Source organism: Bradyrhizobium sp. STM 3562, assembly GCF_045571435.1.
Taxonomy (GTDB): Bacteria; Pseudomonadota; Alphaproteobacteria; order Rhizobiales; family Xanthobacteraceae; genus Bradyrhizobium.
This window is the reverse complement of record NZ_CP120694.1, coordinates 7,486,845-7,510,430: the sequence shown is the minus strand read 5'-3', so window position 1 is coordinate 7,510,430 and position 23,586 is coordinate 7,486,845. Positions and strand designations below refer to the sequence as shown.

The window sequence follows — 23,586 nt, the reverse complement described above, 5'->3', positions numbered from 1 at the left end:
CGGGGAGTGGCCGGAATGCTGAAATACCTCACCAAACTCGCGATGGACATTCTCCCGTCGGTCGTCGCGACCGTGCTCGGGGCGTATATCGTCAATCACTACATTTCGAATAAGCCACCGGCCGACACGCCAGCCGCAGCCCTCTCGTCTTCGCAACAATCAAAGCAGGCTGACACCGGCGCCACGCCTCAGCCGGGTGTCAAGGCCAAGGGCATTTCCGAAAAGGCGATGATGGAGAAGGCGGCGGCCGAGGCCAAGCCGGCCGAACCGAAGGCGGCTGAGACGAAGGCAGCCGAGACGAAGGCAGCCGAGACAAAGGCGACCGAGACGAAAGCAGCCGAGACGAAGTCCGGCGAGAGTAAGCCGACCGAGACGGCAAGCGCTCCCACGGAGTCGCGCCGTCACCTGTTGTTCTCGCGCGAGAAGGAAAAGGCGGTGGCCAAGGCCACGCCTGCGCCCGCGGCCGTCGCCAGCGCTCCCGCCGCGACGCCGGCGAGCCCCGCCCCAGCATCTGGCCCGACGCCGACGGTTGAGGCGTCCGGGACTCCTGCCGACGAACACCACGATGCTGCGGAGCTTGCGCGCGCGGCCATCGAGCGGCTGCGCGGGATGAACGAGAGCGCATCGCGCTCCCCTGAAGCTGCACGCGCTGTGGAGGCGCCAAAGGTGGTGCAGGAGCCGCCCCGCACGGTTGCGGTCGCGCCGGTGCGGCCGCTGCCGCCGCCGATCACGGTTTCCACGCCGCCGGTTGATCCGGTCGCCGCGGTGCCTCCGCCTGCCTATCCGCCTTATACGGCCTCGGTCGGCAACGACGATCCCAACCGGCTGGTCCCGCCGGCGGACATTCCGCAGCCGCCCGCCCAGCCGCCGCTCGACCTGCGGGCAGATGCTGCCGTTGCTCCCAGTCCGCGCGACCACGCTCGCAATGTCGCCGAAGATATGCTCTCGGCGGCGAAGTCGATGTTCCACGCGGTCATACCGGGCACGAACTCGCAGAAGTTTACGGAATAGGGGCCGCGTCGCCGTTGTTGCGGCGGGCCGGACGTGTCCCCGAAACTTCTTCCGCTTTACGCTAGAGCCTGTTGCGATCAAAGCGGATTGTATCCGCAATGGCGGACGTAGTTGGCGCATTCTTCAGGGGTGAACAGGTTCAGGGTGCGTCCGATGAAATCCCAGAGGGCGTCGACGGTTCTGGCCTGGGCTTGCCGCAACAGTTCCTTGAGTTTGGCGAATGCCATCTCGATCGGATTGAGATCGGGGCTGTAGGGCGGCAGGAATAGTAGGCGCGCACCGGCGCCTGCGATGAGGCGAGCGGCCTCTTCGTTCTTGTGGCTCGACAGATTGTCGAGGATCACGGTGTCGCCCTGGCGCAGCACGGGGACGAGGATCTGCTCGACATAGGCCAGGAAACACTCGGCGTTGATCGGCCGGTCGAGCACAAAAGGTGCAATCAACCCCTCGCAGGTGAGGCCCGCAAGAAACGTCGTTGTCTTCCAATGGCCGTTCGGGGCATCGCCGATGGCGCGTGCGCCGACGTCGGCCCAGGCGTAACGACGTGTCATCGCGGTCGTCGTCCAAGTCTCATCGAGGAAAATCAACCGGCCACCAAGGTCCTTCTGCGCGCGCCGCCACGCTTCCCGGCGCTCAGCGACGTCGGGACGATCCTGTTCGCTGGCGCGCACGGTTTTTTTGAAGCTGATCCCCTCCGCGGCGAAAAAGCGCGACAGCATCGACTTGTCGGCTTCCACGCCGTGCGTGCCAAGCAGACGCTCGGCGATCGCATCGAGCGTCAGATCGTTCTCCCTACGACGCAGTTCCAGCAACCAATCCCGGTGCGGCTTCAGCACGGAACGTCGGTCCCCGCCGGTGGGCAAAGCCGCCGCGCGGCGCGTCTCCTCGAACTCCTTCACCCAACGGATCGCGCTCGCGATCCCGACCCGGAAAATCCGCGCCGCCTCGTTCCGCGAAAGGCCGTCCTCAACCACGGCCTTGATCACCCGAATCCGAAGAGCCTCCCCATGCGCCATCCCTGCCAGCCTCCTCCCGGCCTTGAGGATGAATCATGGTTCGCCTGATTTGGGAATCCCCTACGATTCAATTCGATCCCAACCCGCTCTAGGGCATGTGGCTAGCGCTCATCGTCACGCGGGCAGTGTGAGCCGATAGCCGTCGTCCATCAGGGACGAACGGATTTCGCAGAGCCGGTCGCGAGATATCCCGAATCGAGAGACACTGGAATTGCGCTTGCGCAAGGTGAGGGCGGGCTTGCCTTCACCGGCGGGACGCCATGTCAGAAAAAGCAGTTTGAAAAAATAACGCGGACCCGTTCGGCCCGCGTCACCGCATATCAAATCCGAGAAAGTTCGTATCAGCGCATGCCGCGCGGGGGAGCGCCCGCGCCGCCACGGCCCGCGCCGCCACGGTCAGCACCAGCACCGAACGCCGGCTTTGGCTTCATCGGCAGCAGGCCTTCGCGCTGCAGCTTCTTGCGCGCGAGCTTGCGTGCACGGCGCACGGCTTCGGCCTTTTCGCGGGCCTTCTTCTCGGATGGCTTTTCGTAATGGCCGCGGAGCTTCATCTCGCGGAAAATGCCCTCGCGCTGCATCTTCTTCTTCAGCGCCTTGAGGGCTTGATCAACATTGTTATCGCGAACGAGTACCTGCACCCGGCATCCTCTTTTCAGTAAATCGGAATGGAATTGGCTAACGTAAGGGGCTGGCGAAAGGCCTCGCCCTTTACCTCGAGCGGGCGGATGTATCAGACAAAAGTGAAATTGTCCACCGCCGCGGGCCGCCCTGGCGGCGTTCAAACGGCAAAATCGCTTCTTTTTGACCGCGATCAGCCCGATTTTGATGCGTGAGCCATCACCTGCGTCACGTGGCCCATTTTGCGTCCCGGCCGCGGCTCTCCCTTACCGTAGAGGTGAACGGTGGCGCCGGGAACAGTGAGCCATTGCGGGTAGGAGTGAATCTCGTCCCCGATCAGGTTGGTCATGGTGACCTCGCCGTGACGCACGGGTTTTCCGAGCGGCCAGCCGGCAATTGCGCGGATGTGCTGCTCGAATTGCGAGATCGAGGCCCCATCAAGCGTCCAATGGCCGGAATTGTGGACCCGCGGCGCAATTTCATTGACCAGAACCTTATGACCGGTCGCATCCGCGAGCACGAACATCTCCACAGCCAGCACGCCCACGTAATTGAGCGCGCTGGCAATCCGTCCGGCGACGTCGCGCGCTTGCGCCGCGAGGCTATCGGGGATTGCGGCTGGTACCCGCGAGACTTTCAGAATGTGGTCGCGGTGTTCGTTTTCGGTGACGTCGAAGCATTCGACCTGACCATCGGCCGTGCGCGCCGCGATCACGGAAATCTCCCGCTCGAACGGGACGAAGGCCTCGAGGATCGCGGCTTTGGTCCCAAGCTCTTCCCAGATCCGGTCCAGATCATCATCACGGTCGCGGATGAGGGCTTGGCCCTTGCCGTCATAGCCGAAGCGTCGGGTCTTCAGCACCGCGGGGAGGCCGATGCGCGCGACGGCTTCGCGCAGCGAGGCGGCCGAGGTGACATCCGCGTAAGGCGCCGTGCCGATGCCCAGTCGCGTCACAAAATCCTTCTCGGCAAGGCGGTCCTGGGTGGTCTCCAGGATCTTCCGGTCCGGCAGCACTGGCCGGCGCGCGGAGAGGATCAGCGCGGCCGCAGCCGGAACGTTCTCGAACTCATAAGTGATGACGTCGACGTCGCTGGCGAACAACTCGAGCGCCTCGACATCGGCATATTCCGCGCAGACCGCGTTCGACACCACGTCGAAGGCCGGTGAGTCCGGATCTGGCGAAAACACCTGACAGCGCAGGCCGAGCCGGGCTGCCGCCATGGCCAGCATCCTGCCCAACTGTCCGCCCCCGAGAATTCCGATCGTGTCGCCCGGTTTGAGCTTCACCTGAGAGAGAGATGTCACGCCTTGTCCTCCGGTCGCTCGGCGACCGCGTCAGTCTGTTGCTGGCGCCAGGCGGCAAGCCGTGCCGCCAGCGCGCTATCCTCAAGCGCCAGCACGCTCGCAGCGAGCAGCGCCGCATTGATCGCACCCGACTTGCCGATCGCGAGCGTGCCCACCGGCACGCCGGCCGGCATCTGCACGATCGAATACAGCGAATCCAGGCCCGAAAGCGTCTTGCTCTCGATGGGGACGCCGAGGACCGGAAGCTCGGTCAGCGAAGCCGTCATGCCCGGCAGATGGGCCGCGCCGCCCGCGCCGGCAATGATGACCTTGAACCCAGCCGCCTTGGCGCCCTTGGCGAAGGCAAACAGCCGGTCCGGGGTGCGATGCGCCGATACGATCCTTGTGTCGCAGGCAATGCCGAGCGCGGCGAGCGTGTCGGCGGCGTGGCGCATGGTGTCCCAATCCGACTGGCTTCCCATGATGATGGCTATTGGCGCGGGCATGAGGTCAATTCTTCTCGGGAATCCAGAAACATAGGCCTAAGTATAGATTCAGGCCCGATAGCGGCAAGGCGTGGCAAAGGAAGGGGAATGCACTATCCTGTCTCGGCTCATCCCGGCAAGCCTCATCGGCGTGCCGCAGTTAAGGATATCTATGAAAAAAAGGACCAGGGCGCCGGTGCGCCCGCCTGCCGTAGAGAAGCGCCGCAAAGGAACCGGAACCGGGTCCAAGATGCCGCCGCGCAAAGTCGCCCCGAAGGGCCGTTCACCTGCAACCGCCGACCGTGCCAAACAGACCATCCGACAGCTCAAGGCCCAACTTGCCCAGGCCCGCAGGCGTATTGAGGAGCTGCAGGCCTCGGCCGAAACCGATTTCCTGCTGAACATTCTCAATCGGCGCGGCTTCGAGCGCGAGCTCAACCGTTCCATCGCCTATATCAAGCGCTACCACGCCACAGGCGCGGTGATCATGCTCGATGTCGATCGCCTCAAGCCGATCAACGATGCCTTCGGGCACGCCGCGGGCGATGAGGTGCTCAAGGCGGTGGCAACGGCGCTTGGCCGCCAGGTTCGGGCCTCCGACGTCGTCGGGCGGCTTGGCGGCGACGAGTTCGCAGTGCTGCTGTGGAATCTGAGCGAAACCGATGCGCGGGCCAAGGCCGCCTCACTGGAGCAGTCCATCGATGAGCTGAGTTTCGTGTTTCAGGGACGCACCGTCACGGCCGGGGCATCGGCTGGCGTTGCCATCCTGGAGCCGCACACGGATGCACGCCGCGCCCTCGAAGCAGCGGACGCTGCGATGTATCTGCGCAAGGCGCAACGGCGCCGCGAGGAGGAAAAGACCGCGCTTTAGCTAAAGCTCGCCGAGATCATCCGGGACACGGCCGAACTTGCGCAGCAGCCGCGCATCGCTGAACTCACCGAGTATCGGGTCGCCGCTGCGGCTGAACGCCACCGCGCCGATATTGCCGGGCAGCCGCGACAACAATTCAGCACGCCGCAGCGCGGTTGTGGGACTCTGGCATTCCTCGGCGGCGCCCGCGATCGGCGCCCCGCCCTCGTCCTGTGCGAAAGGCATTGCGACATAGTAGGTGACGTCAGCCATCGCTTCGCTCCCGTCTTGAAGGGTTACGCGGCACTGCTTGCGGAGCCCGACAGCTTTTTCGGCATGCAGCCGGACGAGATCGCAGCCTGCAACTCCGCAAGCTCAGCTTCCAGATATTCGTTCGCCATGATCAGCGCCTTGATGGTGCTACGCATATTGCCGTCGCACATGGCAATCGCCTGATCGCACGCCTCTTCGTAATGGCTGTTGTCGAAAGGTGATACGGACATGGCTGATGATCCTTGCTCGACCTCTTGCAATGTTCTCTTTTTGTTCTTTCGGAGTCAAGCGAGAAAAACCTGCCGACGAACGCGGCGATGAGAAAATCCTTCGCGCAATGGCGACCTCAAGACTTTCGAAGGATCAGGTGCCGGTGCGATCCACCGCGCGACGCTTATGCAATGATGTCGGGAGTGATCTGGTCTTCGATGAAGGCGATACGGTCGCGCAACAGCAGCTTGCGCTTCTTCATGCGTTGCAGCCGCAACAAGTCCGGCGCCGGCGATTGATGCAGGGCATCGATGGCCGCATCGAGATCGCGATGCTCTTGCTGCAATCGGGCGAGCTCGGCCTGGAGTTCGCGCTCATCTTCGTTGGTCATGTTGCACGATAGCCGAAAAACGCGATGAGGTTGCGAAAGGCTGTGGAAAGCCTGTGGGAAATATCAACCCTGCAGCCGTCTTCCGCAAGCCGCCAAACGTGGTGCCGCGCGTGAGAACGAGCCAAGTCTGTGATTCCGAAAGTGGAAGGAGCATCCGGTTCCTTGCTCACGCTTCGTTACGCATGACGGTCAAAAATGACAGCACTGATTTGGATCCCCATCGACAGATACCGGGACTGGTGTAGACTTCGCCGTCCCGATCGAATCTTGAGGTTCATCCTACCGAGGAGGTTTCGAATGGCAATTCAGGCACATCTCGTTGAACTGGAGCGGAAACACAAGATTCTTGAAAACGAGTTGCACGAAGCCCTTCTACACCTTTCAACGGACGACCTGGAAATAGCCGAACTGAAGCGCCGGAAACTGATGGTGAAAGACCAGATCGAGCGCTTGAAGAGTCAAAGCGACGAGACCTTACACTAACTCTGCACTGCAAGATCCGCGGATCGGCCCGGAGAGGCGGTTCGCTATCCGGGCGGATCGCGGCGACTTCTTCCCTTCACCATTCATCAACCATAGCTCTGCGCCGGCGCGTGTGGAGCTATCTGCTTGCGAGTTCGCCGACATGGTCGGCGATCGCGAGCGACGATGTGAGCCCCGGCGATTCGATTCCGAACAGGTTGATCAACCCGCTCACGCCGTGATCGCGCGGCCCTTGAATCACAAAATCCTGCACCGCGACTGAAGGGGGCACGATCTTCGGACGCATGCCGGAATAGCTCGGCATCAGGGCCCCATCCGGCAGCGTCGGCCAGTACTTCCGAATGGCCGGATAAAACCGTTCTGCACGCGCCGGATCTACTACGTAATCGATATGGTCGACCCACTCGACGTCAGGACCGAAACGCGCCTGCCCCGCCATATCGAGCGTGAGATGCACGCCAAGCCCGCCGGGCTCGGGCACCGGATAGATGAGATGCGAGAACGGCGCCCTCGCGCTGCAACTGAAGTAATTGCCTTTGGCCAGATAGGGCGTCGGCACCAGCTCCTGCGGCATGCCCTCGATCTTGCGCGCCACCTCCGGCGCGGAAAGGCCGGCCGAATTGACCAGCAGCGAACATTCCAGCGTCATCGGCGCGTCGCCGCCGGCGTCGATCTCGATGCGATCGCCCTTCACGCGCGCACGAAGCAGCGGAGTGTGAAAGGCCAAGGCCGCGCCCGCATCCTCGGCGTCGCCGCGCAGGGCCAGCATATAGGCGTGACTGTCGATGATGCCGGTGGAGGGCGAGAGCAGTGCTGCCTCGCAGGCGAGCGCCGGCTCCAGCGCCCGCGCCGCCGCGCCGGACAGAAGTTGCAGGTCGTCGACGCCGTTGGCCTCGGCATGGGCGCGGATCGATTGCAGCCTGTCGGTTTCCTTGCCGCTGGTCGCGACGATCAGCTTGCCGCAATTGCGGTGAGGCACGCCGTGTTCGGCACAATAGCGGTAGAGCGCGCGTTTGCCGCTGACGCAGAACCGCGCCATCAGGCTTCCCGCCTTGTAATAGATGCCGGCGTGGATCACTTCACTGTTGCGCGAAGACGTGACGGTGCCGATTCCCTCGGCGGCCTCCAGCACGATGACTTCGCGGCCGGAGAGGGCAAGGCGTCTCGCAATGGCGAGACCGACGACGCCCGCGCCGATAACGACGCACTCAACCCTGTCCATGGATCGTCCGGCGTCCCATGAGCTGGTTGTATCCGCTGGCGCTGTGGCGATTGCGCGGAACCGGTGACAGCACGCCATCCGTCGGAGCTGCTGTTAAGGGACTGGTAATCATGTCAGGGCAATTGCCGTAATTTGAGTCACATTTGGGAGTTATGCGGGTACGCGTTTACCCGATCCAAACCGGTCAAGCCAGACACTCCGTGGTTGAATCCGCGGGTGAGTAATGGCTGACAAGAACTGCCAGGTTAGCGGCAGAGTTGTGATCGCTGCGCAGGTCCTTTTGTGCCTGGCCGCCGCTGTCGCGCCGTGTGCGTCGGCATGGGCATTCTCCGACGAGCTCGTCCCGGCCGGGCGGTTTGACGTCACGCCCGACGTTGCATGGGAAATCGCGATCGGAGCGATCGTGCTCAGCGGCTTTCTTGCGGCGGTTGCACTCTGGGCGCATTCGGCGCTGCGGCGGGTCAAGCGCGCGCAGGCGCGGCGCACGGCTTATATCAGCTCGGCGCTGAACAGCCTCAGTCATGGCGTTGTCATGACCGACCCGAAGGGGCGGATCGTTTACCTGAACGACCGCTATCTCGAACTCTACGGCATGCAGCGATCCGATCTCAAGGCCGGGATGACCGCACGGGATCTGCTGACGATCCGCCGCGAACTCGGGCTGCTCGACGTCAGTATCGATGATTTCTACCGCTATGCGGCACGCCCGGAAGGACTCGTCACCCAACTGCCCGGCGGGCGCAGCGTGCTCGCCAGATATTTTGCGCTCCCGAACGGCGGGTCGATTGCAACCCACGAGGATTGCAGCGAGCAGCGCAAGCTGTCGCGCCAGCTTGCCTCGACCAAGCAGTTCCTAGAATCGGTTCTCGACAACGTGCCGGTCTGCGTGGCCGCCAAAAGCATCGAGGACGGCCGCTACATTTTCGCCAACCGCGCCTTCGAACGCTTTTCGCGTTTCTCGCGCGACTACATCGTCGGCAAGCGTGCCGACGAGATCTTCACGCCCAATACCGCGGCGGGCATCGAGGCTGCGGATCGCGCCGCGCTCGAGGCGCAGACCGGCCACTGCAGCAGCGAGTTGCTGGTCGAGCGCGGCAAGCAGAAGCGCGTGCTCGCCTCCAACCGGGTGATCGCACGCAACGAGAAGAACGAGCCGGAATTCCTGATCGCGCTGTTCGAGGACGTCACCGATCGCCGCTCGCTGTCGCGCGAATTGGAGGATGCGAAGAAGTTCCTGGAGCTGGTGGTCGACAACATTCCGGTCTCGCTGATCGTCGAGCGCGTCAGCGACGGGCGCTACCTGCTGGCCAACCGTAGCGCCGAAATCATCCTGAACCGCCGGCGCGAAGAGGCCATGGGGCTGACCGCTGCCGATATTTTCAATGCCAGGGAAGCCAAACTCATCATCGCGCGCGACGAGGCCGCGATCAGGAAACGCGGGCTGATCACCGAGGAGCATCCGATCTCGACCAAGGACGGCCTGCGCCTGTTCCTGACCCGCCGGGCAACAGTGTTGGACGAGGCGGGGCAGCCGCAATATCTGATCAAGACCCATGAGGACGTCACCGACCGCCGGCAGACCGAATCCCGCATGGCCCACATGGCCTATCACGATGGCCTCACCGATCTGCCCAACCGCGCGGCCTTCCTGCAGGCTTTGACGCAGATGATCGAGGCCTGCGGCGGCACGGACGAGGAGTTCGCCGTGCTCTGCGTCGACCTCGACGGACTGAAGGAAGTCAACGACGTGTTCGGCCACGCCACCGGAGACAAGCTCCTGATCGAGGTGGCGCACCGGATCCAGACGGTGGCGCGCGGCGGCGTGGTGGCGCGGCTTTCCGGCGACGAATTCGGCCTGATCATCGACGGCAAGCAGCCCGCGTCCGGCATGCTGCTCGCCGAACAGCTCGCCGAAGTGCTGGGCAAGGAGTTCGTCATTGACGGCAAGATGGTTCGAACCGGCGTGACCACGGGCATCTCCGTGTTCCCCCATAACGGCAACGACGCCGCTTCGCTGCTCGCCAATTCCGGCGCCGCCCTGTTCAGGGCCAAGGCGAAGTCGCGCGGCTCGATCAGCCTCTATGAACCGGAAATGGACCAGCAGATCCGCGACCGCCGGGTGCTGCACCAGGATCTGTCGGTCGCGGTCAAAAACGGCGAGTTGACCTTGTATTTCCAGCCGCTCGCATCGGCCGCCGGCAGCGTGGCCGAGAGCAGGATCATCGGCTTCGAGGCGCTCGTGCGCTGGATGCATCCGGCGCGTGGCTTCATCTCCCCTGGCGACTTCATTCCGCTGGCGGAAGAGAGCGGGCTGATCGTCGAGATGGGAGAATGGATTCTGCGTGAGGCCTGCCGGGAGGCCGCTTCATGGCCGAAGCCGCTGCAGATCGCCGTCAACCTGTCTCCGGCGCAGTTCATGCATGGCGACCTCGTCGGACTCGTGCATTCGATTCTGATCGAGACGGGGCTGGCGCCCGGCCGGCTCGAGCTCGAGATCACCGAGGGCGTGCTGATCGAGGATTTCGACCGCGGCTTGGCCCTGCTCCGGCGGTTGAAGGCGCTCGGCGTGCGCGTCTCGATGGACGATTTCGGCAGCGGCTATTCGTCCTTGAGCTATCTGCAGGCGTTCCCCTTCGACAAGATCAAGATCGACCGCGCCTTTGTCATCAATCTCGGCCGCAACCCGCAATCGGCGGCGATCGTGCGTGCGGTCATCGACCTCGGCCATGGCATGGAAATGTCGCTGGTCGCGGAGGGCGTGGAGACGCCCGAACAGCTCGGTTTCCTCGCCAGCGAGGGTTGCGACGCCGTGCAGGGCTATCTGATCGGCAAGCCATTGCCGATCGCGCAATATGCGGCGCTCGTTGGCCGCGAGAATGCCAATGTCATGGAGCCAGTGCGCAAGACCGGCTAGTGGTGGCCTGATTCCTGACACCACCCCAACAGGCGCATGGCGGATTACGATCTGGCGATCATCGGCGGCGGGCTCAACGGCGTCAGCATGGCGCGCGACGCGGCCGGCCGCGGCCTGCGGGTAATTCTTCTCGAGCAGGGGGACCTGGCATCCGGCGCGTCCGGCGCGAGCACGCGCCTGGTCCACGGCGATCTCTCGCTGCTGGAAGCTGGTCGCCTGTGGCGTGTCCGCACGCAACTGGCGGAGCGGGCCCTCTGGCTGAAAAACGCGCCGCATCTGGTGCGAGCGACGCGGTTCGCGATTCCCTTCCATCCCGACGCCCGACCGCCATGGCTGCTGCGCGCAGGGCTTTTGCTCTATGACCGCCTCGGCGCCGCAACCGCATTGCCGCGGTCATGCACCGTCGACGTCACCCATCATCCGATCGGCAACCCCTTGAAGCGGCCGTTCGGCATCGCATTCGAATATTCGGATTGCCTGGTAGACGATAGCCGCCTCGTCGTTCTGACCGCGCTCGATGCTGCCGAACGCGGCGCCGCGATCCGGACTGGCGCACGCTGCGTTCGCGCCGAGCGCACCGATATCTGGCGCCTGGTGGTGATCGATCGCGGCCACCGCCAGGTGATCACGGCAAGGGCGCTCGCCAACACGGCGGGCGCATGGACGCCGGCAGTGGCCGAAACGACCCTGCGCCAGACGTCGCCGCGGCGGGTAAGCGCGATACAGGTGAGCCAGATCATCGTCCGCCGCCTGTTCGACACGGACCATGTCTACGTGTTCCAGCACAGTGATGGCCGGCTGATTTTCGCAAGTCCCCTTGAGCGCGATTTCACCCTGGTGGGCACGGTTGCCCACGCCTTCGCTGGGGATCCCGCCATCGTGGCCATGCCGGCCGCCGACGTCGCCTATCTGTGCGATGCCGTCGGCCGCTATCTTCGCGAGCCCCTCCATCCGGCCGATGTCGTTAAGGCCGTCTCCGGCGTCACTCTGAGCGCCCTGCAGGGCACCGGAGGCGTGCCGCCGGATGGTGTGCCGCTGTTGGACAGCCGCAGGCGCCGGGCGCCTCTGATCACGCTGTTCGGCGGTGAGATCACCACCTCGCGGCGGCGCGCCGAACGGGCGGTCTCTCTGCTCACGCCGTTCTATCCGATGTCGCCGCGCTGGACCGCAAATGCGAGCCTGCCCGGCGGCGATTTCGTCTGGGACCGCTTCGAGGTGGAAGTGGATGCGGCACGTGAGCGCTGGCCCTTTCTCGGCGAAGCCCAGGCGCAGCGCCTGGTCGGCGCCTACGGCTCGCGCTTGCCGGCCGTATTGGGTGGCGCCAAACGGCGCGACGATCTTGGACAGGCCTTTGGGCCGGATTTGACGGCGGCCGAAGTGCGCTATCTCATGAGCAAGGAATGGGCACGCTTCCCCGACGACGTCCTGTGGCGGCGCTCCAAGCTCGGCCTGACCATGGAGGCGAGGGATCGCGAGGCGCTTGCCGCGTTCATGGCGGGAGCGGCCTGATCGGGGCGCGACATTACTCCTACATTCAAAGTGCGAGGAACCGGCCTGTCGTGGTTGAGCCGCGGCGCATCCGCCGCTAGCGTGCGGACCAGAGTGGGGTCGATAGGGGATGATGGCTGAGGAACTCGCAAGAACCCGTGACAAAACGGAGCTGGGCACGCCTGCGGCGGAGCTGGGCAACACGGAATCGTCGCTTCCTGACGCGGTCGGCATGCCGCTCTTGCGCATCGAAGGTGTGGTCAAGGCATTCGGCGGCGTCCGCGCGGTAGACGGCGTCTCGCTCGATATTCGCGCCGGCGAATTCCTCGCGCTTCTCGGCCCGAGCGGCTGCGGCAAGACCACGCTGCTCCGCATGTTGGCCGGATTCGAGACGCCGGATGAAGGCAGGATGTTGCTGAACGGCCGCGACATCGCGCAAGTGCTGCCGCATGAGCGTCCGGTCAACATGATGTTCCAGAACTACGCCTTGTTCCCACATCTCTCCGTGCGCGACAACATCGCCTTCGGCTTGAAGCGCGCAGGCCTGCCGCGCGCCGAGATCAAGGATCGCGTGGCCGAGATGGTGGCGCTGGTCAAGCTCAAGGGGCTGGAGAAGCGCAGGCCCGACCAGCTCTCCGGCGGCCAGCGGCAGCGCGTGGCGCTCGCCCGCTCGCTCGCGCGCCGCCCGCAATTGCTGCTGCTGGACGAGCCGCTCGCCGCGCTCGACAAGAAGCTGCGCGAAAGCACGCAAGCCGAATTGATGGAGGTGCAGCGGCGGCTCGGGATGACCTTCATCATCGTCACCCATGACCAGGAGGAGGCGATGACGGTCGCGGACCGGATCGGCGTGATGAATGCCGGCCGGCTCGCTCAGCTCGCAACGCCACGGGAGCTTTATGAGGCGCCCAGGTCGCGCTGGATCGCCGAGTTCGTCGGCGACATCAACATCTTCGAAGGAAAGGTCGAGGCGCGCGAAGCTGGTCGGCTGACGATTGCGACGCGCGATGCCGGGATGCTCGCGGTCGTCGAGCCGCGCGATGCGATCAGCCATGTGAATGTTGCGGTCGCGATCCGCCCGGAAAAGGTCAAGCTGTCGCGCCGGGGACCGGTGGTGGATGCCGTCAGCACGCAGGCCGTCAACCGCCTGGAGGGCGTCATTTCCGACGTCAGCTATCTCGGCGGCACCACCAGCTACAAAGTCAAGCTGGATTCTGGCGCCGTGGTCCGGGCCTCGATGTCGAATACGACACGGCTCGAGGTGGATGCCTATGGCTTGAGCCAACGCGTGGTGCTTTGGTTCACGCCGGATGATTGCGTGGTGCTGGACCAATGAGCGCGCGCGCGATTTTCACCCGTCCGGCCCGGCTTGCGGCGATCGTGCCCTATCTCTGGATGGTGTTGTTCTTCTTGGTGCCATTCGGCTTCGTGTTGAAGATCAGCCTGTCGCAGACCGCGATCGCGCAGCCGCCTTACACGCCGGCGTTCGACCTGACCGCCGGCCTGGCGGCGATCGGCGATGCGCTCGCGGCGCTGTCGCTCGACAATTTCCGCCTGCTGATCTCCGACGATCTCTATTTGCTGTCCTATCTGCGCAGCCTGTTCGTCGCCGTCGTCTCCACGGGGATCTTGCTCCTGATCGGCTATCCCATCGCCTATGGCATGGCGCGGCTGCCGCAGCGCTGGCAGGGAATGGCGATGATGCTCGTCATCGTGCCGTTCTGGACCTCGTTTCTGATCCGCATCTACGCCTGGATCAACATCCTGCAGCACGATGGCCTGCTTAACCGCGTGCTGCTTGCGTTGCATCTGGTGTCGCAGCCGGTGGTCTGGCTCTCGACCGATAGCGCGATGTATCTCGGCATTATCTATTCCTATCTGCCCTTCATGATCCTGCCGCTCTACGCGACGCTTGCGAAGATGGATCGGGCGCTGGAGGAGGCGGCTGCCGACCTCGGGGCTTCGCCATCGAAGGTGTTCTGGCTGGTGACGTTCCCGCTGTCATTGCCCGGCGTTGCCGCGGGCGTGCTGCTCTGCTTCATCCCGATCGTCGGCGAGTTCGTCATCCCTGACCTCCTCGCCGGTTCCAATGCGCTAATGATCGGGCAGACGCTGTGGCTGGAGTTCTTCACCAACAAGGACTGGCCGGTGGCTTCCGCCGCGGCGGTGTTCCTGCTGGCACTCCTGCTGGTCCCGTTGGTGGTCTACGACCGCCTGCAGCGCCGGCAACTTCAGGAGCTCAAGTGATGGCGGCCACGGCGGTGACCGCCGGCAAGGCGGGGCAGCTCTCGCGCTTCAACATCGCCTCGCTGGCGCTGGGGCTGGCCTTTCTCTATCTGCCGATCGTCATTCTGGTGATCTATTCCTTCAACGCTTCGCGCCTCGTGACGGTGTGGGGCGGCTGGTCGCTCAATTGGTACCGGGAACTCTTCAACGACGCCGCCATGATCGAGGCGGCGTGGATGAGTTTTCGGGTGGCTGTGACCTCCGCCACGATCGCAACGGTGCTCGGGACGCTTGCCGCGGTCGCACTGTCGCGCGGTGACGGTTTCAAGGGGCGCACACTGTTTTCCGGCATGCTGTATGCGCCGCTGGTGATGCCGGAAGTGATCACCGGGCTGTCGCTCTTGCTGCTGTTCGTGGCACTGAACGCCGAGCGCGGCTTTTGGACCGTGACCATTGCGCATACGACGCTGACCATGTGCTTCGTTGCCGTCGTCGTGCAGTCGCGCCTGGCCTCGATCGACAGGAGCCTGGAGGAAGCCGCGATGGACCTCGGCTGTGACCCGCCGCGCGCGTTTCTCGCGGTGACGCTGCCATTGATCGTGCCGGCGATCGTTGCGGGCTGGATGCTCGCCTTCACGCTGTCGCTCGACGATCTCGTGATCGCGAGCTTCACGACCGGACCGGGCTCGACGACGCTGCCGATCCGGATCTATTCGGAAGTGCGACTTGGGGTGAAGCCCGAGATCAACGCCATCTGCACGCTCGTGATCGCGCTGATCGCGGTGCTCATCATCGTCGCGTCGTTGGTCGCGAAGGTGTCGAGCGCGAAAGGCGAGAGCGCCGCGCCGCTGTGATTCGCCGTCATTGCGAGCGAAGCGAAGCAATCCAGAGCCTCACCAAGAGCCTGGATTGCTTCGTCGCTGCGCTCCTCGCAATTGTGCATGTTCACTAATTCGCTGATCGAATCCAGCCCGCAGGGGGGATTCGATGCGCGACAACAGCTTCGACCGGACGATTGAACGGAATTACATTCAGAAGTGGCGGTTCTTGATCGCAGAGTATGAGGAAGTGAAAGCGGGGCGATCGGCGACATTCCGGCGGGTCGGGGATTTCTACCGCCACCACGGCACGTGCTCGCAGGCCTTCCGGAAGTACTATAACCGCTACCTGCGCAGCGGCGCGGAGGCCGACCTGCTGCCGCAGCGCCGCGGGCCGAAATGGCGCGAACGCCGCCAGCCGGAAGGCATTGAGGCGGAGATCGTCGCCTGCCGCAAGCGCGGCATGAACCGCTACGAGATCCATGCCGCCTTGCGTGAACAGCGCGATACGGTACCCTCGCCATCGACCATCTATCGCGTCCTAAAGCGCCACGAGCTGAACCGCCGCACCCCGGCGATGCGTGAGGAGAAACGCCGCATTATCAAGGACAAGATCGGGGAACTCGGCCATATTGACCTGCACCAACTGCCGCGCGACATGTTCCTGGTGCCGCCGCCAAGCCCTGCCTTCATCATCAGCCTGCTCGACAGTTGCTCACGCCTGGCCTGGGCCGAAGTCCTGACCTCGAAAAAGGCGCTGCCGGTCATGTTCAAGGCCCTGAAGATGATCAACACCCTGAGCGTCACCTATGGGGTCCAGTTCGCCGAGATCCTCTCTGATAACGGGGCCGAGTTCGCCTCCCGCAATAAACCGGAGGAGCACCCCTTCGAAGCCATGCTGATCGAGCTCGGCATCAAGCACCGCTACACCAGGCCCTACCGGCCGCAGACCAATGGCAAGGTCGAGCGGTTCTGGCGAACCCTGGACGATGACGTCATCGAGGGCGCCACCTTCGATAACCTTGAGCACTTCGCCAATGAACTGTTCGAGTACCTGATCTACTACAACAACTTCAGACCTCATCAGGCCCTCGGCGGCAAGACCCCAAAGGACTTCGCCGCCGCCCAGACTCAAACCATTCGATCAGCGAATTAGTGAACATGCACAGCAATGACGCGGCCCGGAGTGTCACGATTTCACCGCGCCCGCAGTGAGGCCGCCGACCATGTAGCGGCGGAAGGCGTAATAGATCGCGGCCGGCGGCAGGGCGTAGATGAACCCGGTGGTCATCAACAATTCCCAAGGCGAGTCGTCGGCGGCTAGGAAGTTGCCGAGCGCGACGGGCAGGGTGATGTCGCGATCGTTCGACAGCAGCAGGAAGGCGTAGAGATATTCGTTCCAGGCGAGCAGCACCGCGTAGGTGCCGATCGCGACCAGCGAGGGCATCATCAGCGGGAGATAGACCAGGCGGAAAATTTGCAGCGTGGTGGCGCCATCCATTACCGCGGCCTCATCCAGCTCGGCCGGCAGCTTGTCGGATGACTGTTTCAAGACCCAGATCGCATAGGGCGAGGCGATGGTGACCATCGCGAGGATCAGGGACCAATGATTGTTGAGCAGGCCGTAAGTCGCCATGGTGCGGTACATCGGCACGGCCAGGAACGCCGCCGGAATGAAATAGGTGAACAGCGCGAGATTCATCAGCATGCGTCCGCCGGGCACGCGCAGCCGCGAGATCGAGAAGGCGGCGGCCGTCGCGATGAACAGCGTCAACCCGCCGACCGCGACCGCAATCACCAGGGAATTCCAGAACTGGATGTAGAAGTCGCGGAGGAAGTAATGCTGCTCGCGGAACACGATCTCGAAATTGTGCAGCGTCGGATGGTCCGGCCACAGCTTGCCGGAGAACGCATCCTCCTTCGGCGAGATCGCGAACAGGAACATGTGATAGATCGGCACCATGGTCCAGATGAAGACGGGAATGCCGATCAGCAGCAGCCGCGCCTCGGTCGTGACTTCGCGCCAAGTGGGGAGCTTCATCGCCGGGAGCTTCATCGCGACAACCGTTTCATCATGAAATAGACCAGCGGCAACACCAGCGGCATTGCGCAGACGATCGACGCCATCGCCAGATTGAGCTGATCGAGCCGAAGATAGCGGATGCCGAGCGTCGACAGCACGTGGGTGAGGTCGGCCGGTCCGCCGCCGGTCAAGAGATAGACGCTGTTGAAATCTCCCAGCGTCCAGATCATCGAGAGCAGCGTGCAGGTGACATAAAGCGTCTGCATCGACGGCCAGGTGATGTAGCGGAATTTCTGCCACCAGGTGGCGCCGTCGACCGCGGCTGCCTCGAACAGATCGTGCGAGATCGCGAGCCGTCCGGTGATCAGGATCAGTGTCCAGAACGGCAGCGATTTCCAGATGTGAACCCCGATCGCCATCGCGAGCGCCACAGTGGGATCGTTCAGCCAGTTCGGTCCATCATCGCCGGTGAACTTGAAGATGAGCTGGTTGATCACGCCCCATTCGGGATTGAGCATGAAGCGCACCGACAGGATGGTCGGGATCGACGGCACCGCCCAGGGCAGGATGAACAGGACCGAGAGCCATCTGATCCAGCGGCGCTCCTGCACGAAGAAGCCGGACAGGAACAGCGCGATCAGCATTTTGATGTTGATGCCGATCACCAGGAAGATCAGCGTATTGACCGCGGCGCGGGCGAAGATCGGATCCTGAAACAGCGCCACATAGCTCGCCGGCTGGCGAGCGAGCCAGAGCCCGTAACAGACCGGATACAGCACGAACGCCAGGAACACCAACAGATAGGGCGCAAGCAGAACGATGCCCCAGACCTGCGGCGGGGTCAGGCGCGCCGACAGTGGTGCGCCTGATGTCGCGGGATCGGAAGCTGAAAAGGTGATCGCCATGCCGCAATTCGCCTGTCGTCTCGTCGAGTGGAGGCCGGTCGCGCGGCCGGCCTCTTGACCAATTTAGCCCGCGACTTCCTTGATGCGGGCGATCAATTCATCGACCGCCTTGTCCACCGGGACCTTCTCGCTCACCACCCGGTTCATCGCCTTCGCCCAGACGTTCTCGTTGTTGAGAATGGTGAACTTGTAGTTCTTGGTGAAGTCGAACGGCGTGGTGCCGCCGGTGAACTGCGCATACACCGCTTTGCGATGACGGTCGGCCTGCCAGAACGGACTCTTCTGGCCGGCGATCGTCACCGGGAACCAGCGCCCCAACGCGCCCTCGACATAGGGCCCGAGGTTTTCCTCCTGCATCAGGAACTTGATGAACTCCTTGCCCTGCGCCTTGTGCTGCGCATTGGCGAAGATCAGGCCGGTCTTGACGTCGGAGCGGTACTTGATCGGCGTACCGTCGGGCTTGTTGGGGAAGGACGCCGTGATGATGTCCTCCTCATAGGCCTTCTTGCCCGCCGCGCGCTGCTCGGGCGTCAGCGCCGGGTTGGTGGAATCCTCGAACCACTTCGCCGCGATCGAGATCGTGAAATTGTGGGTCATCACGATCGTCTTGTTGTGGAAGGCGACGTTGTTGTCCGGATCCTTCCAGGTGGTGGAGGAGGGCGGCGTGCAGCCCTTGACGTAAGTGTCGGTGTAGTCCTTCAGCGCATGGATCAGGCCGTCCCTGACCTTGGGATCGTCGACCAGAAGCTTGCCGTCGTCGTCGACCAGCTTGACGTTATAGGCGTCCATGAAGGTGTAGAACGACTGGAAGGAATCGGTGGATTCCACGCCCATCGGCTGGCCGATGCCATAGATGCGCTGGCCGGTGGCCTTGCGCACCGCCGGCTGCACCTTGTTGCACCAGAACGACCAGTAATCTTCCCACTTGGTCGGGATGTCGCTCTGCTTGTAGCCGGCCTTTTCCAATAGATCCTTCCAGATCTGGACGTGCATGCTCTGCTGTTTCAGCGGGAAGCCGTAATAGGCCTTCTTCTTGGTCTGGTTGTTGTAGAGATAGGTGGTCTCCAGCGTGTTGGGCGCGAACTCGGATTTCATCGGCAACAGGATGTCCGAGAGATCCTCGAGCTTGCCCTCATAGGCCCATTTGCCCTGCGCCTGCACGTCATACGTGTCGGAATAGGCGACATCAGGCACGGTGCCGGAATCAAGTGCGGCGACCGTCTTCGGGATCATGTCCTGGATGGCATATTGCGACAGCTCGACCTTGATACCGGTCTTCGCCTCGAATTTCTTCACGACATTGATGAGCGCGTCGTCTTCGGACTTGTAGAAGCCCTTGCCCCACCAGACCGTGATCGTGTCCTGAGCGCTCGCGGGTGCCGCGGCGAACAGACCCAGCGTCGCAAATGCAATCGAAAGCCCTAACTTACCCCTGGATATCACGTCGTTCTCCCTCTTCATCGCCGACTTATTTTAACCGGTTGGATGAAACACTAGCGCAGGGCGGCGGACCGATCTAGCGGCAATCGTGTCAGACCTTGGGTTGATGCGCCCGCGGCTGGGTACGACGTTTGGGGTTTGTGCGTCAGTTCGTCTTGCCGGGATCGGCAGAGGCGGAAGCATCGGGCGCTGCGGCTTTTTGTCCACCCGTAAAGCGCTCGATCACCGAGCGGACCGCGTCACGGGTCTTGTGGTCCTTGACGGCATCGAGCAGCGGTGCCGCCGCCGGCGCGCGACGGATCAGGCTTTCCGGATCGGGGAAGATCAGCGGATCGTCCCACGGTCCCTGCACCACGAAGGGCAGATCGAAGGCGGATGCGCCGCCGGTGCCGGAGGTGAGGCTGGCAACCCCCTTGAGGTCGTATTCGCGCGCGGGCACCGAGGCCGTCCCGCTCAGCGTGACGCGCGAGTTCGGCCCCTCGATGCGCACATCTTCTGCGGTGGCGGTGCCGTCGCTGAATTTCACCGAGACCGTGAGATTGTCGTAAGGCGTCGTGCCGCTGCGGAAATTGCCGCCGCCCGATAGCGGCCGGCGCTCCAGTCGCTTCAGGAGCTGCTCGACGTTGAATCCCGAGATCGCGCCATCATGCCCGGTCAGCGTCGCGGTGCCGTCGAGCGATTGTGCGAGCCCGAACGGGCTCGAGCCGGAGGCCGTCAAAGAGACATTCAGATTGCCGTGACCGGACAGCTTGTTGATGCCGAACAACTCGCCGACGCAAGATTGCAGGTCGACGTCGGCGAACTGGAACTGCGCGCGCACATCCGCAACCGTATCGGCGCGCGAGACCGCGAACGAGCCCCTGGCGATGCCGCCATACACCTGCGCCTCGCCGACGCTCAGCGCCAGCGCGCCGCCGCGCAAATTGGCTCCGAAAGCCGTGTGGCCGAGCTTCGACGGGCCCACGGTGACGCGCGCCGCCGACAGGCGCATGTCGAGATCAGTGGCGGAGAGCGCGTTCAGATCGAACAACTGCCGATTCCAGTCGCGCGCGCCGCTGGCGAGCAGGCGGAAGGTGGAAATGTAAGGCGTGAAATCGAGGGCATCGGCGGCAAGCGTCGCCTGCAGCGTCTGCCGTCCGTTGTTGGAATAGGTCATCACGCCCTCGGCAACATTGCCGTCGAGCTCGACATTGACATTGGTGAGCGCGATCGATCCGCCGACCACATTGGCGCGCGCCTTCAGCGCGAAACGGCCGAAGCCGCCGCCCGCGGGCGGCACCTGTCCGGTCCATTGCAGGGCGTTGCGCAAGGAAGGACTGTCGATGGTGAGCGTGCCCTCCATCATCGCGCTGGTGCGATTGGCCGCCGTGCCTTCGAAGGCAAGTTTCAGCGGCGCGCTCGAGAGCCGCGCCTTCACCCCGGAGCGATCGCCGGACAGCGCCGCGACGAAGTCGCTGATGCCGATCGAGCCGTCGACCCGTTCGCCGCGCCAGTCGAACTGGCCCGTTGCGGCAAAGGAGCGTGAGATCGAGGGCCAGGCCAGCGAGAGGTCAATGTCGTCGAGCTTTTCGGACGCGTGGTTGCCGGCATCCTCGTAATTGAGCACGCCGTCCTGCACACGGATTTCCGAGAACGACACCTGGTTTTCCGCGCCCGGTTTCATGGCCCGCGCAATGCTCTGGATGAAGGGGGTCCAGTTGCTCTCGCCGTCCGCGAAGCGGAGCACATGGATATGCGGACGCAGCAGCATCAGATCGGCAATCTCGAACCGCTGCAGCAACAACGGCAGCAGGCGCAAATTGGCGGTGAGCACGTCGACCTGCAGCGCCGGATCGCTGCTGCCGCCATCTTTCAAGCCAACGTCGTGGAAAGACACGTAGCTGCCCGGAAACACGGAGATGTCGATCGGTCCGTTGACCACGAGATCGAGCCCGGTGACGGACCGGATCTGCCTCTCCACGGCCTGCCGCAGGGCATCCCGGTTGATCAACCAGGAACTGGCCATCAAGGCGAGCAAAGCGAGGGTGAGCAACGCCACGATTGGCGTCCCCAGGCGCCTCATTCCTTGGGCCATCGTCAATGCCATGTTCTGATCGGGTAGGTCGCGCGGATCGCTGGTTGAGTCGGGAGGGCAGGGCGCGCCGAGACCCTGCCAATGTCGGCAACTTGATTGGTTTTCTTGACGCTTTCAAGGCCGACGCACCTGCTGTGGAGGACGCCGGCGGCCCCCTTTTGCGGCCTGCTTTGCCCGGATCCGACAGCGCGCCGATGTGCCGAGCATCGCGCGTTCCGCCTTCGCCTTAAGCATGAGTACCCAATAAGCATGAGCACCCCATATGCCGGGCAAGGCCTCCCGTCATTGACGCACTGCGAAGATTTCGCCTAATAATCCCGCCAATGCGGGCCGTTCGTGCCGCTCTTTATCGGGTCTTTATTCAATGAACAAGGTTTACCCCGACGCCAAGTCCGCCCTCGAGGGCCTCCTCAAGGACGGAATGATGATCATGTCCGGCGGCTTCGGCCTCTGCGGCATCGCCGAAACCCTCTCCGATGCCATCCGCGATTCCGGCGTGAAGAACCTCACGGTCGTCTCCAACAATGCGGGTGTCGACGGTATCGGACTGAGCCGGCTCCTCGAGACACGCCAGATCAAGAAAATGATCTCCTCCTATGTCGGCGAGAACAAGCTGTTCGCGCAGCAATATCTCGCGGGCGAATTGGAGCTCGAATTCAACCCGCAAGGCACGTTGGCCGAGCGCATTCGCGCCGGCGGCGCCGGCATTCCGGCTTTCTTCACCAAGACCGGCGTCGGCACCCTGATCGCCGAAGGCAAGGAAGTGCGGGAATTCGACGGCGAGAAGTATCTGATGGAACGCGGGCTGTTTGCCGATCTCGCCATCGTCCACGCCTGGATGGGCGATACCGCAGGCAATCTCGTCTATCGCAAGACCGCGCGGAACTTCAATCCGATGATGGCGACAGCGGCGAAGGTCACCGTTGCCGAAGTCGAGCATCTGGTGCCGGCCGGCCAGATCAATCCGGATCATATCCACACGCCGGGCATCTTCGTGAAGCGCATTGTCGAAGTCGGCACCGCCAAGAAACGCATCGAATTCCGCAACACCCGGCCACGCCCTGCGCAGGCCACCGCAACGGGAGTAGAAGTCTGATGGCCTGGACCCGCGAACAGATGGCCGCGCGTGCGGCGAAGGAATTGCGCGACGGCTATTACGTCAATCTCGGCATCGGCATTCCGACGCTGGTGTCCAACTACATCCCCGAAGGCGTCGACGTCAGCCTGCAGAGCGAGAACGGCATGCTCGGCATGGGGCCGTTCCCCTACGAGGGCGAGGAGGATCCCGACCTCATCAACGCCGGCAAGCAGACGGTCACCGAACTGCCCTCGACCAGCTATTTCTCCAGCGCGGACTCCTTCGGGATGATCCGCGGCGGCCACATGGATCTCTCGATCCTCGGTGCCATGCAGGTGGCCCAGAACGGCGATCTCGCCAACTGGATGATCCCCGGCAAGATGGTGAAGGGCATGGGCGGCGCCATGGACCTCGTCGCCGGCGTCAAGCGCGTCGTCGTCGTGATGGAGCACTCCGCCAAGGACGGCCCGAAGCTTTTGAAGAAGTGCACCCTGCCGCTCACCGGCGAGCGCGTGGTCGACATGGTCGTGACGGATCTTGCGGTGTTCACCATCGACAAGCACGGCGATGGCGGCATGGCCCTGATCGAGCTCGCCGACGGCGTCACCCTCGACGAAGTGAAGGCCAAGACCGAAGCCGAATTCCGCGTTGCGCTGAAGAACGCGTAAGGGACGCGCGCTCTCCGGAGTGGGCAGAGGCGTTGGGGCGGAGCGAGCTTTGTTCAATTGGCTGTCGTCCTGGCGAAAGCCAGGACCCATAACCAGGCAGTGGTTATGGTG

The 23,586-nt window shown here is 63.4% G+C and carries 23 protein-coding genes; 11 read left to right on the top strand and 12 right to left on the bottom strand.

Annotated features, from left to right (window positions below; all coding sequences use genetic code 11):
- Nucleotides 1–15 precede the first annotated feature (15 nt).
- Nucleotides 16–1,011 (top strand): hypothetical protein, encoded by a 996-nt coding sequence (locus tag P6U23_RS34750; protein ID WP_407176810.1) that lies wholly within the window; start codon nucleotides 16–18, stop codon nucleotides 1,009–1,011.
- A 77-nt stretch (nucleotides 1,012–1,088) separates the two neighbouring features.
- Here P6U23_RS34750 and P6U23_RS34745 read toward each other — a convergent pair whose 3' ends face one another.
- The 4 genes from P6U23_RS34745 to purE all read right to left on the bottom strand — a co-directional run bounded on the left by P6U23_RS34745 (nucleotide 1,089) and on the right by purE (nucleotide 4,436).
- Complete coding sequence (locus tag P6U23_RS34745; protein ID WP_407176809.1) at nucleotides 1,089–2,027, bottom strand: IS630 family transposase; 939 nt, start codon at nucleotides 2,025–2,027, stop codon at nucleotides 1,089–1,091.
- Between the two features lie 341 nt (nucleotides 2,028–2,368).
- Nucleotides 2,369–2,665 carry a 30S ribosomal protein S21 gene (gene rpsU / locus P6U23_RS34740; protein ID WP_407176808.1) on the bottom strand — a complete coding sequence of 99 codons (297 nt, stop codon included), beginning with the start codon at nucleotides 2,663–2,665 and terminating at the stop codon, nucleotides 2,369–2,371.
- Between the two features lie 173 nt (nucleotides 2,666–2,838).
- Entirely contained in the window at nucleotides 2,839–3,951 is a 1,113-nt protein-coding gene (locus P6U23_RS34735; RefSeq protein WP_407176807.1) for a 5-(carboxyamino)imidazole ribonucleotide synthase, read from the bottom strand.
- On the bottom strand, nucleotides 3,948–4,436 hold the full coding sequence (purE, locus tag P6U23_RS34730; protein WP_407176806.1) for a 5-(carboxyamino)imidazole ribonucleotide mutase: 489 nt from the start codon (nucleotides 4,434–4,436) through the stop codon (nucleotides 3,948–3,950). Before purE ends, P6U23_RS34735 begins: the two co-directional genes overlap by 4 nt.
- Before the next feature lie 151 nt (nucleotides 4,437–4,587).
- Between purE and P6U23_RS34725 the strand changes: the two genes are divergently transcribed.
- Complete coding sequence (locus P6U23_RS34725) at nucleotides 4,588–5,286, top strand: GGDEF domain-containing protein (RefSeq protein ID WP_407176805.1); 699 nt, start codon at nucleotides 4,588–4,590, stop codon at nucleotides 5,284–5,286.
- On the opposite strand, the gene P6U23_RS34720 is transcribed toward P6U23_RS34725, so the two are convergent.
- The 3 genes from P6U23_RS34720 to P6U23_RS34710 form a co-directional block, all read right to left on the bottom strand.
- Nucleotides 5,287–5,538 carry a hypothetical protein gene (locus P6U23_RS34720; RefSeq protein WP_407176804.1) on the bottom strand — a complete coding sequence of 84 codons (252 nt, stop codon included), beginning with the start codon at nucleotides 5,536–5,538 and terminating at the stop codon, nucleotides 5,287–5,289. It abuts the gene before it with no gap.
- Between the two features lie 23 nt (nucleotides 5,539–5,561).
- Complete coding sequence (locus P6U23_RS34715; RefSeq protein WP_407176803.1) at nucleotides 5,562–5,768, bottom strand: hypothetical protein; 207 nt, start codon at nucleotides 5,766–5,768, stop codon at nucleotides 5,562–5,564.
- A 164-nt stretch (nucleotides 5,769–5,932) separates the two neighbouring features.
- Nucleotides 5,933–6,139, bottom strand: coding sequence for a YdcH family protein (locus P6U23_RS34710; protein ID WP_024507407.1), 207 nt, complete (start codon nucleotides 6,137–6,139; stop codon nucleotides 5,933–5,935).
- Between the two features lie 297 nt (nucleotides 6,140–6,436).
- Between P6U23_RS34710 and P6U23_RS34705 the strand changes: the two genes are divergently transcribed.
- Complete coding sequence (locus tag P6U23_RS34705; protein WP_407176802.1) at nucleotides 6,437–6,622, top strand: YdcH family protein; 186 nt, start codon at nucleotides 6,437–6,439, stop codon at nucleotides 6,620–6,622.
- 118 nt (nucleotides 6,623–6,740) lie between these two features.
- Here the strand turns inward: P6U23_RS34705 and P6U23_RS34700 are convergent, their stop codons facing one another.
- A complete protein-coding gene (locus P6U23_RS34700; RefSeq protein WP_407176801.1) occupies nucleotides 6,741–7,844 on the bottom strand; it encodes an NAD(P)/FAD-dependent oxidoreductase in 1,104 nt (367 codons plus the stop codon).
- 223 nt (nucleotides 7,845–8,067) lie between these two features.
- Here P6U23_RS34700 and P6U23_RS34695 point away from each other — a divergent pair, with 223 nt between their 5' ends.
- From P6U23_RS34695 to P6U23_RS34670, 6 genes are all read left to right on the top strand, one after another.
- Nucleotides 8,068–10,758: an EAL domain-containing protein gene (locus P6U23_RS34695; RefSeq protein WP_407176800.1), complete on the top strand. Its 2,691-nt coding sequence runs from the start codon at nucleotides 8,068–8,070 to the stop codon at nucleotides 10,756–10,758.
- Nucleotides 10,759–10,794: 36 nt separating this feature from the next.
- Nucleotides 10,795–12,267 carry a glycerol-3-phosphate dehydrogenase gene (locus tag P6U23_RS34690; RefSeq protein ID WP_407176799.1) on the top strand — a complete coding sequence of 491 codons (1,473 nt, stop codon included), beginning with the start codon at nucleotides 10,795–10,797 and terminating at the stop codon, nucleotides 12,265–12,267.
- A 112-nt stretch (nucleotides 12,268–12,379) separates the two neighbouring features.
- Entirely contained in the window at nucleotides 12,380–13,579 is a 1,200-nt protein-coding gene (locus tag P6U23_RS34685) for an ABC transporter ATP-binding protein (RefSeq protein ID WP_407181689.1), read from the top strand.
- The gene (locus P6U23_RS34680; protein ID WP_407176798.1) at nucleotides 13,576–14,490 is read left to right on the top strand and encodes an ABC transporter permease; all 915 of its coding nucleotides are present in this window, start codon (nucleotides 13,576–13,578) and stop codon (nucleotides 14,488–14,490) included. The genes P6U23_RS34685 and P6U23_RS34680 overlap by 4 nt, the downstream gene beginning before the upstream one ends.
- Nucleotides 14,490–15,323, top strand: coding sequence for an ABC transporter permease (locus tag P6U23_RS34675; RefSeq protein WP_407176797.1), 834 nt, complete (start codon nucleotides 14,490–14,492; stop codon nucleotides 15,321–15,323). The genes P6U23_RS34680 and P6U23_RS34675 overlap by 1 nt, the downstream gene beginning before the upstream one ends.
- 133 nt (nucleotides 15,324–15,456) lie before the next feature.
- Nucleotides 15,457–16,443: an integrase core domain-containing protein gene (locus P6U23_RS34670; RefSeq protein ID WP_407176796.1), complete on the top strand. Its 987-nt coding sequence runs from the start codon at nucleotides 15,457–15,459 to the stop codon at nucleotides 16,441–16,443.
- A gap of 33 nt (nucleotides 16,444–16,476) precedes the next feature.
- Here P6U23_RS34670 and P6U23_RS34665 read toward each other — a convergent pair whose 3' ends face one another.
- From P6U23_RS34665 to P6U23_RS34650, 4 genes are all read right to left on the bottom strand, one after another.
- Nucleotides 16,477–17,328: a carbohydrate ABC transporter permease gene (locus tag P6U23_RS34665; protein WP_407176795.1), complete on the bottom strand. Its 852-nt coding sequence runs from the start codon at nucleotides 17,326–17,328 to the stop codon at nucleotides 16,477–16,479.
- An 11-nt stretch (nucleotides 17,329–17,339) separates the two neighbouring features.
- On the bottom strand, nucleotides 17,340–18,215 hold the full coding sequence (locus tag P6U23_RS34660) for a carbohydrate ABC transporter permease (RefSeq protein WP_407176794.1): 876 nt from the start codon (nucleotides 18,213–18,215) through the stop codon (nucleotides 17,340–17,342).
- A 63-nt stretch (nucleotides 18,216–18,278) separates the two neighbouring features.
- Nucleotides 18,279–19,676, bottom strand: a complete 1,398-nt coding sequence (locus P6U23_RS34655) for an ABC transporter substrate-binding protein (protein WP_407176793.1) — start codon at nucleotides 19,674–19,676, stop codon at nucleotides 18,279–18,281.
- A gap of 124 nt (nucleotides 19,677–19,800) precedes the next feature.
- Nucleotides 19,801–21,729: an AsmA family protein gene (locus tag P6U23_RS34650; protein ID WP_407181688.1), complete on the bottom strand. Its 1,929-nt coding sequence runs from the start codon at nucleotides 21,727–21,729 to the stop codon at nucleotides 19,801–19,803.
- Between the two features lie 364 nt (nucleotides 21,730–22,093).
- Between P6U23_RS34650 and P6U23_RS34645 the strand changes: the two genes are divergently transcribed.
- The gene (locus P6U23_RS34645) at nucleotides 22,094–22,825 is read left to right on the top strand and encodes a CoA transferase subunit A (protein WP_407176792.1); all 732 of its coding nucleotides are present in this window, start codon (nucleotides 22,094–22,096) and stop codon (nucleotides 22,823–22,825) included.
- A complete protein-coding gene (locus tag P6U23_RS34640; RefSeq protein WP_024507421.1) occupies nucleotides 22,825–23,475 on the top strand; it encodes a CoA transferase subunit B in 651 nt (216 codons plus the stop codon). Before P6U23_RS34645 ends, P6U23_RS34640 begins: the two co-directional genes overlap by 1 nt.
- Nucleotides 23,476–23,586 lie beyond the last annotated feature (111 nt).

Bases quoted from the DNA above. Each gene is read 5' to 3' on its own strand.
- P6U23_RS34640 (WP_024507421.1), top strand. From the start codon at position 22,825: ATGGCCTGGACCCGCGAACAGATGGCCGCGCGTGCGGCGAAGGAATTG.
- P6U23_RS34670 (WP_407176796.1), top strand. From the start codon at position 15,457: ATGCGCGACAACAGCTTCGACCGGACGATTGAACGGAATTACATTCAG.
- P6U23_RS34710 (WP_024507407.1), bottom strand. From the start codon at position 6,139: ATGACCAACGAAGATGAGCGCGAACTCCAGGCCGAGCTCGCCCGATTG.
- P6U23_RS34665 (WP_407176795.1), bottom strand. From the start codon at position 17,328: ATGAAGCTCCCCACTTGGCGCGAAGTCACGACCGAGGCGCGGCTGCTG.
- P6U23_RS34655 (WP_407176793.1), bottom strand. From the start codon at position 19,676: ATGAAGAGGGAGAACGACGTGATATCCAGGGGTAAGTTAGGGCTTTCG.
- P6U23_RS34660 (WP_407176794.1), bottom strand. From the start codon at position 18,215: ATGGCGATCACCTTTTCAGCTTCCGATCCCGCGACATCAGGCGCACCA.
- P6U23_RS34725 (WP_407176805.1), top strand. From the start codon at position 4,588: ATGAAAAAAAGGACCAGGGCGCCGGTGCGCCCGCCTGCCGTAGAGAAG.
- P6U23_RS34690 (WP_407176799.1), top strand. From the start codon at position 10,795: ATGGCGGATTACGATCTGGCGATCATCGGCGGCGGGCTCAACGGCGTC.
- P6U23_RS34680 (WP_407176798.1), top strand. From the start codon at position 13,576: ATGAGCGCGCGCGCGATTTTCACCCGTCCGGCCCGGCTTGCGGCGATC.
- P6U23_RS34700 (WP_407176801.1), bottom strand. From the start codon at position 7,844: ATGGACAGGGTTGAGTGCGTCGTTATCGGCGCGGGCGTCGTCGGTCTC.
- P6U23_RS34705 (WP_407176802.1), top strand. From the start codon at position 6,437: ATGGCAATTCAGGCACATCTCGTTGAACTGGAGCGGAAACACAAGATT.
- P6U23_RS34720 (WP_407176804.1), bottom strand. From the start codon at position 5,538: ATGGCTGACGTCACCTACTATGTCGCAATGCCTTTCGCACAGGACGAG.
- P6U23_RS34650 (WP_407181688.1), bottom strand. From the start codon at position 21,729: ATGGCCCAAGGAATGAGGCGCCTGGGGACGCCAATCGTGGCGTTGCTC.
- P6U23_RS34685 (WP_407181689.1), top strand. From the start codon at position 12,380: ATGGCTGAGGAACTCGCAAGAACCCGTGACAAAACGGAGCTGGGCACG.
- P6U23_RS34645 (WP_407176792.1), top strand. From the start codon at position 22,094: ATGAACAAGGTTTACCCCGACGCCAAGTCCGCCCTCGAGGGCCTCCTC.
- purE (WP_407176806.1), bottom strand. From the start codon at position 4,436: ATGCCCGCGCCAATAGCCATCATCATGGGAAGCCAGTCGGATTGGGAC.
- P6U23_RS34715 (WP_407176803.1), bottom strand. From the start codon at position 5,768: ATGTCCGTATCACCTTTCGACAACAGCCATTACGAAGAGGCGTGCGAT.
- P6U23_RS34695 (WP_407176800.1), top strand. From the start codon at position 8,068: ATGGCTGACAAGAACTGCCAGGTTAGCGGCAGAGTTGTGATCGCTGCG.
- P6U23_RS34675 (WP_407176797.1), top strand. From the start codon at position 14,490: ATGGCGGCCACGGCGGTGACCGCCGGCAAGGCGGGGCAGCTCTCGCGC.
- P6U23_RS34745 (WP_407176809.1), bottom strand. From the start codon at position 2,027: ATGGCGCATGGGGAGGCTCTTCGGATTCGGGTGATCAAGGCCGTGGTT.
- P6U23_RS34750 (WP_407176810.1), top strand. From the start codon at position 16: ATGCTGAAATACCTCACCAAACTCGCGATGGACATTCTCCCGTCGGTC.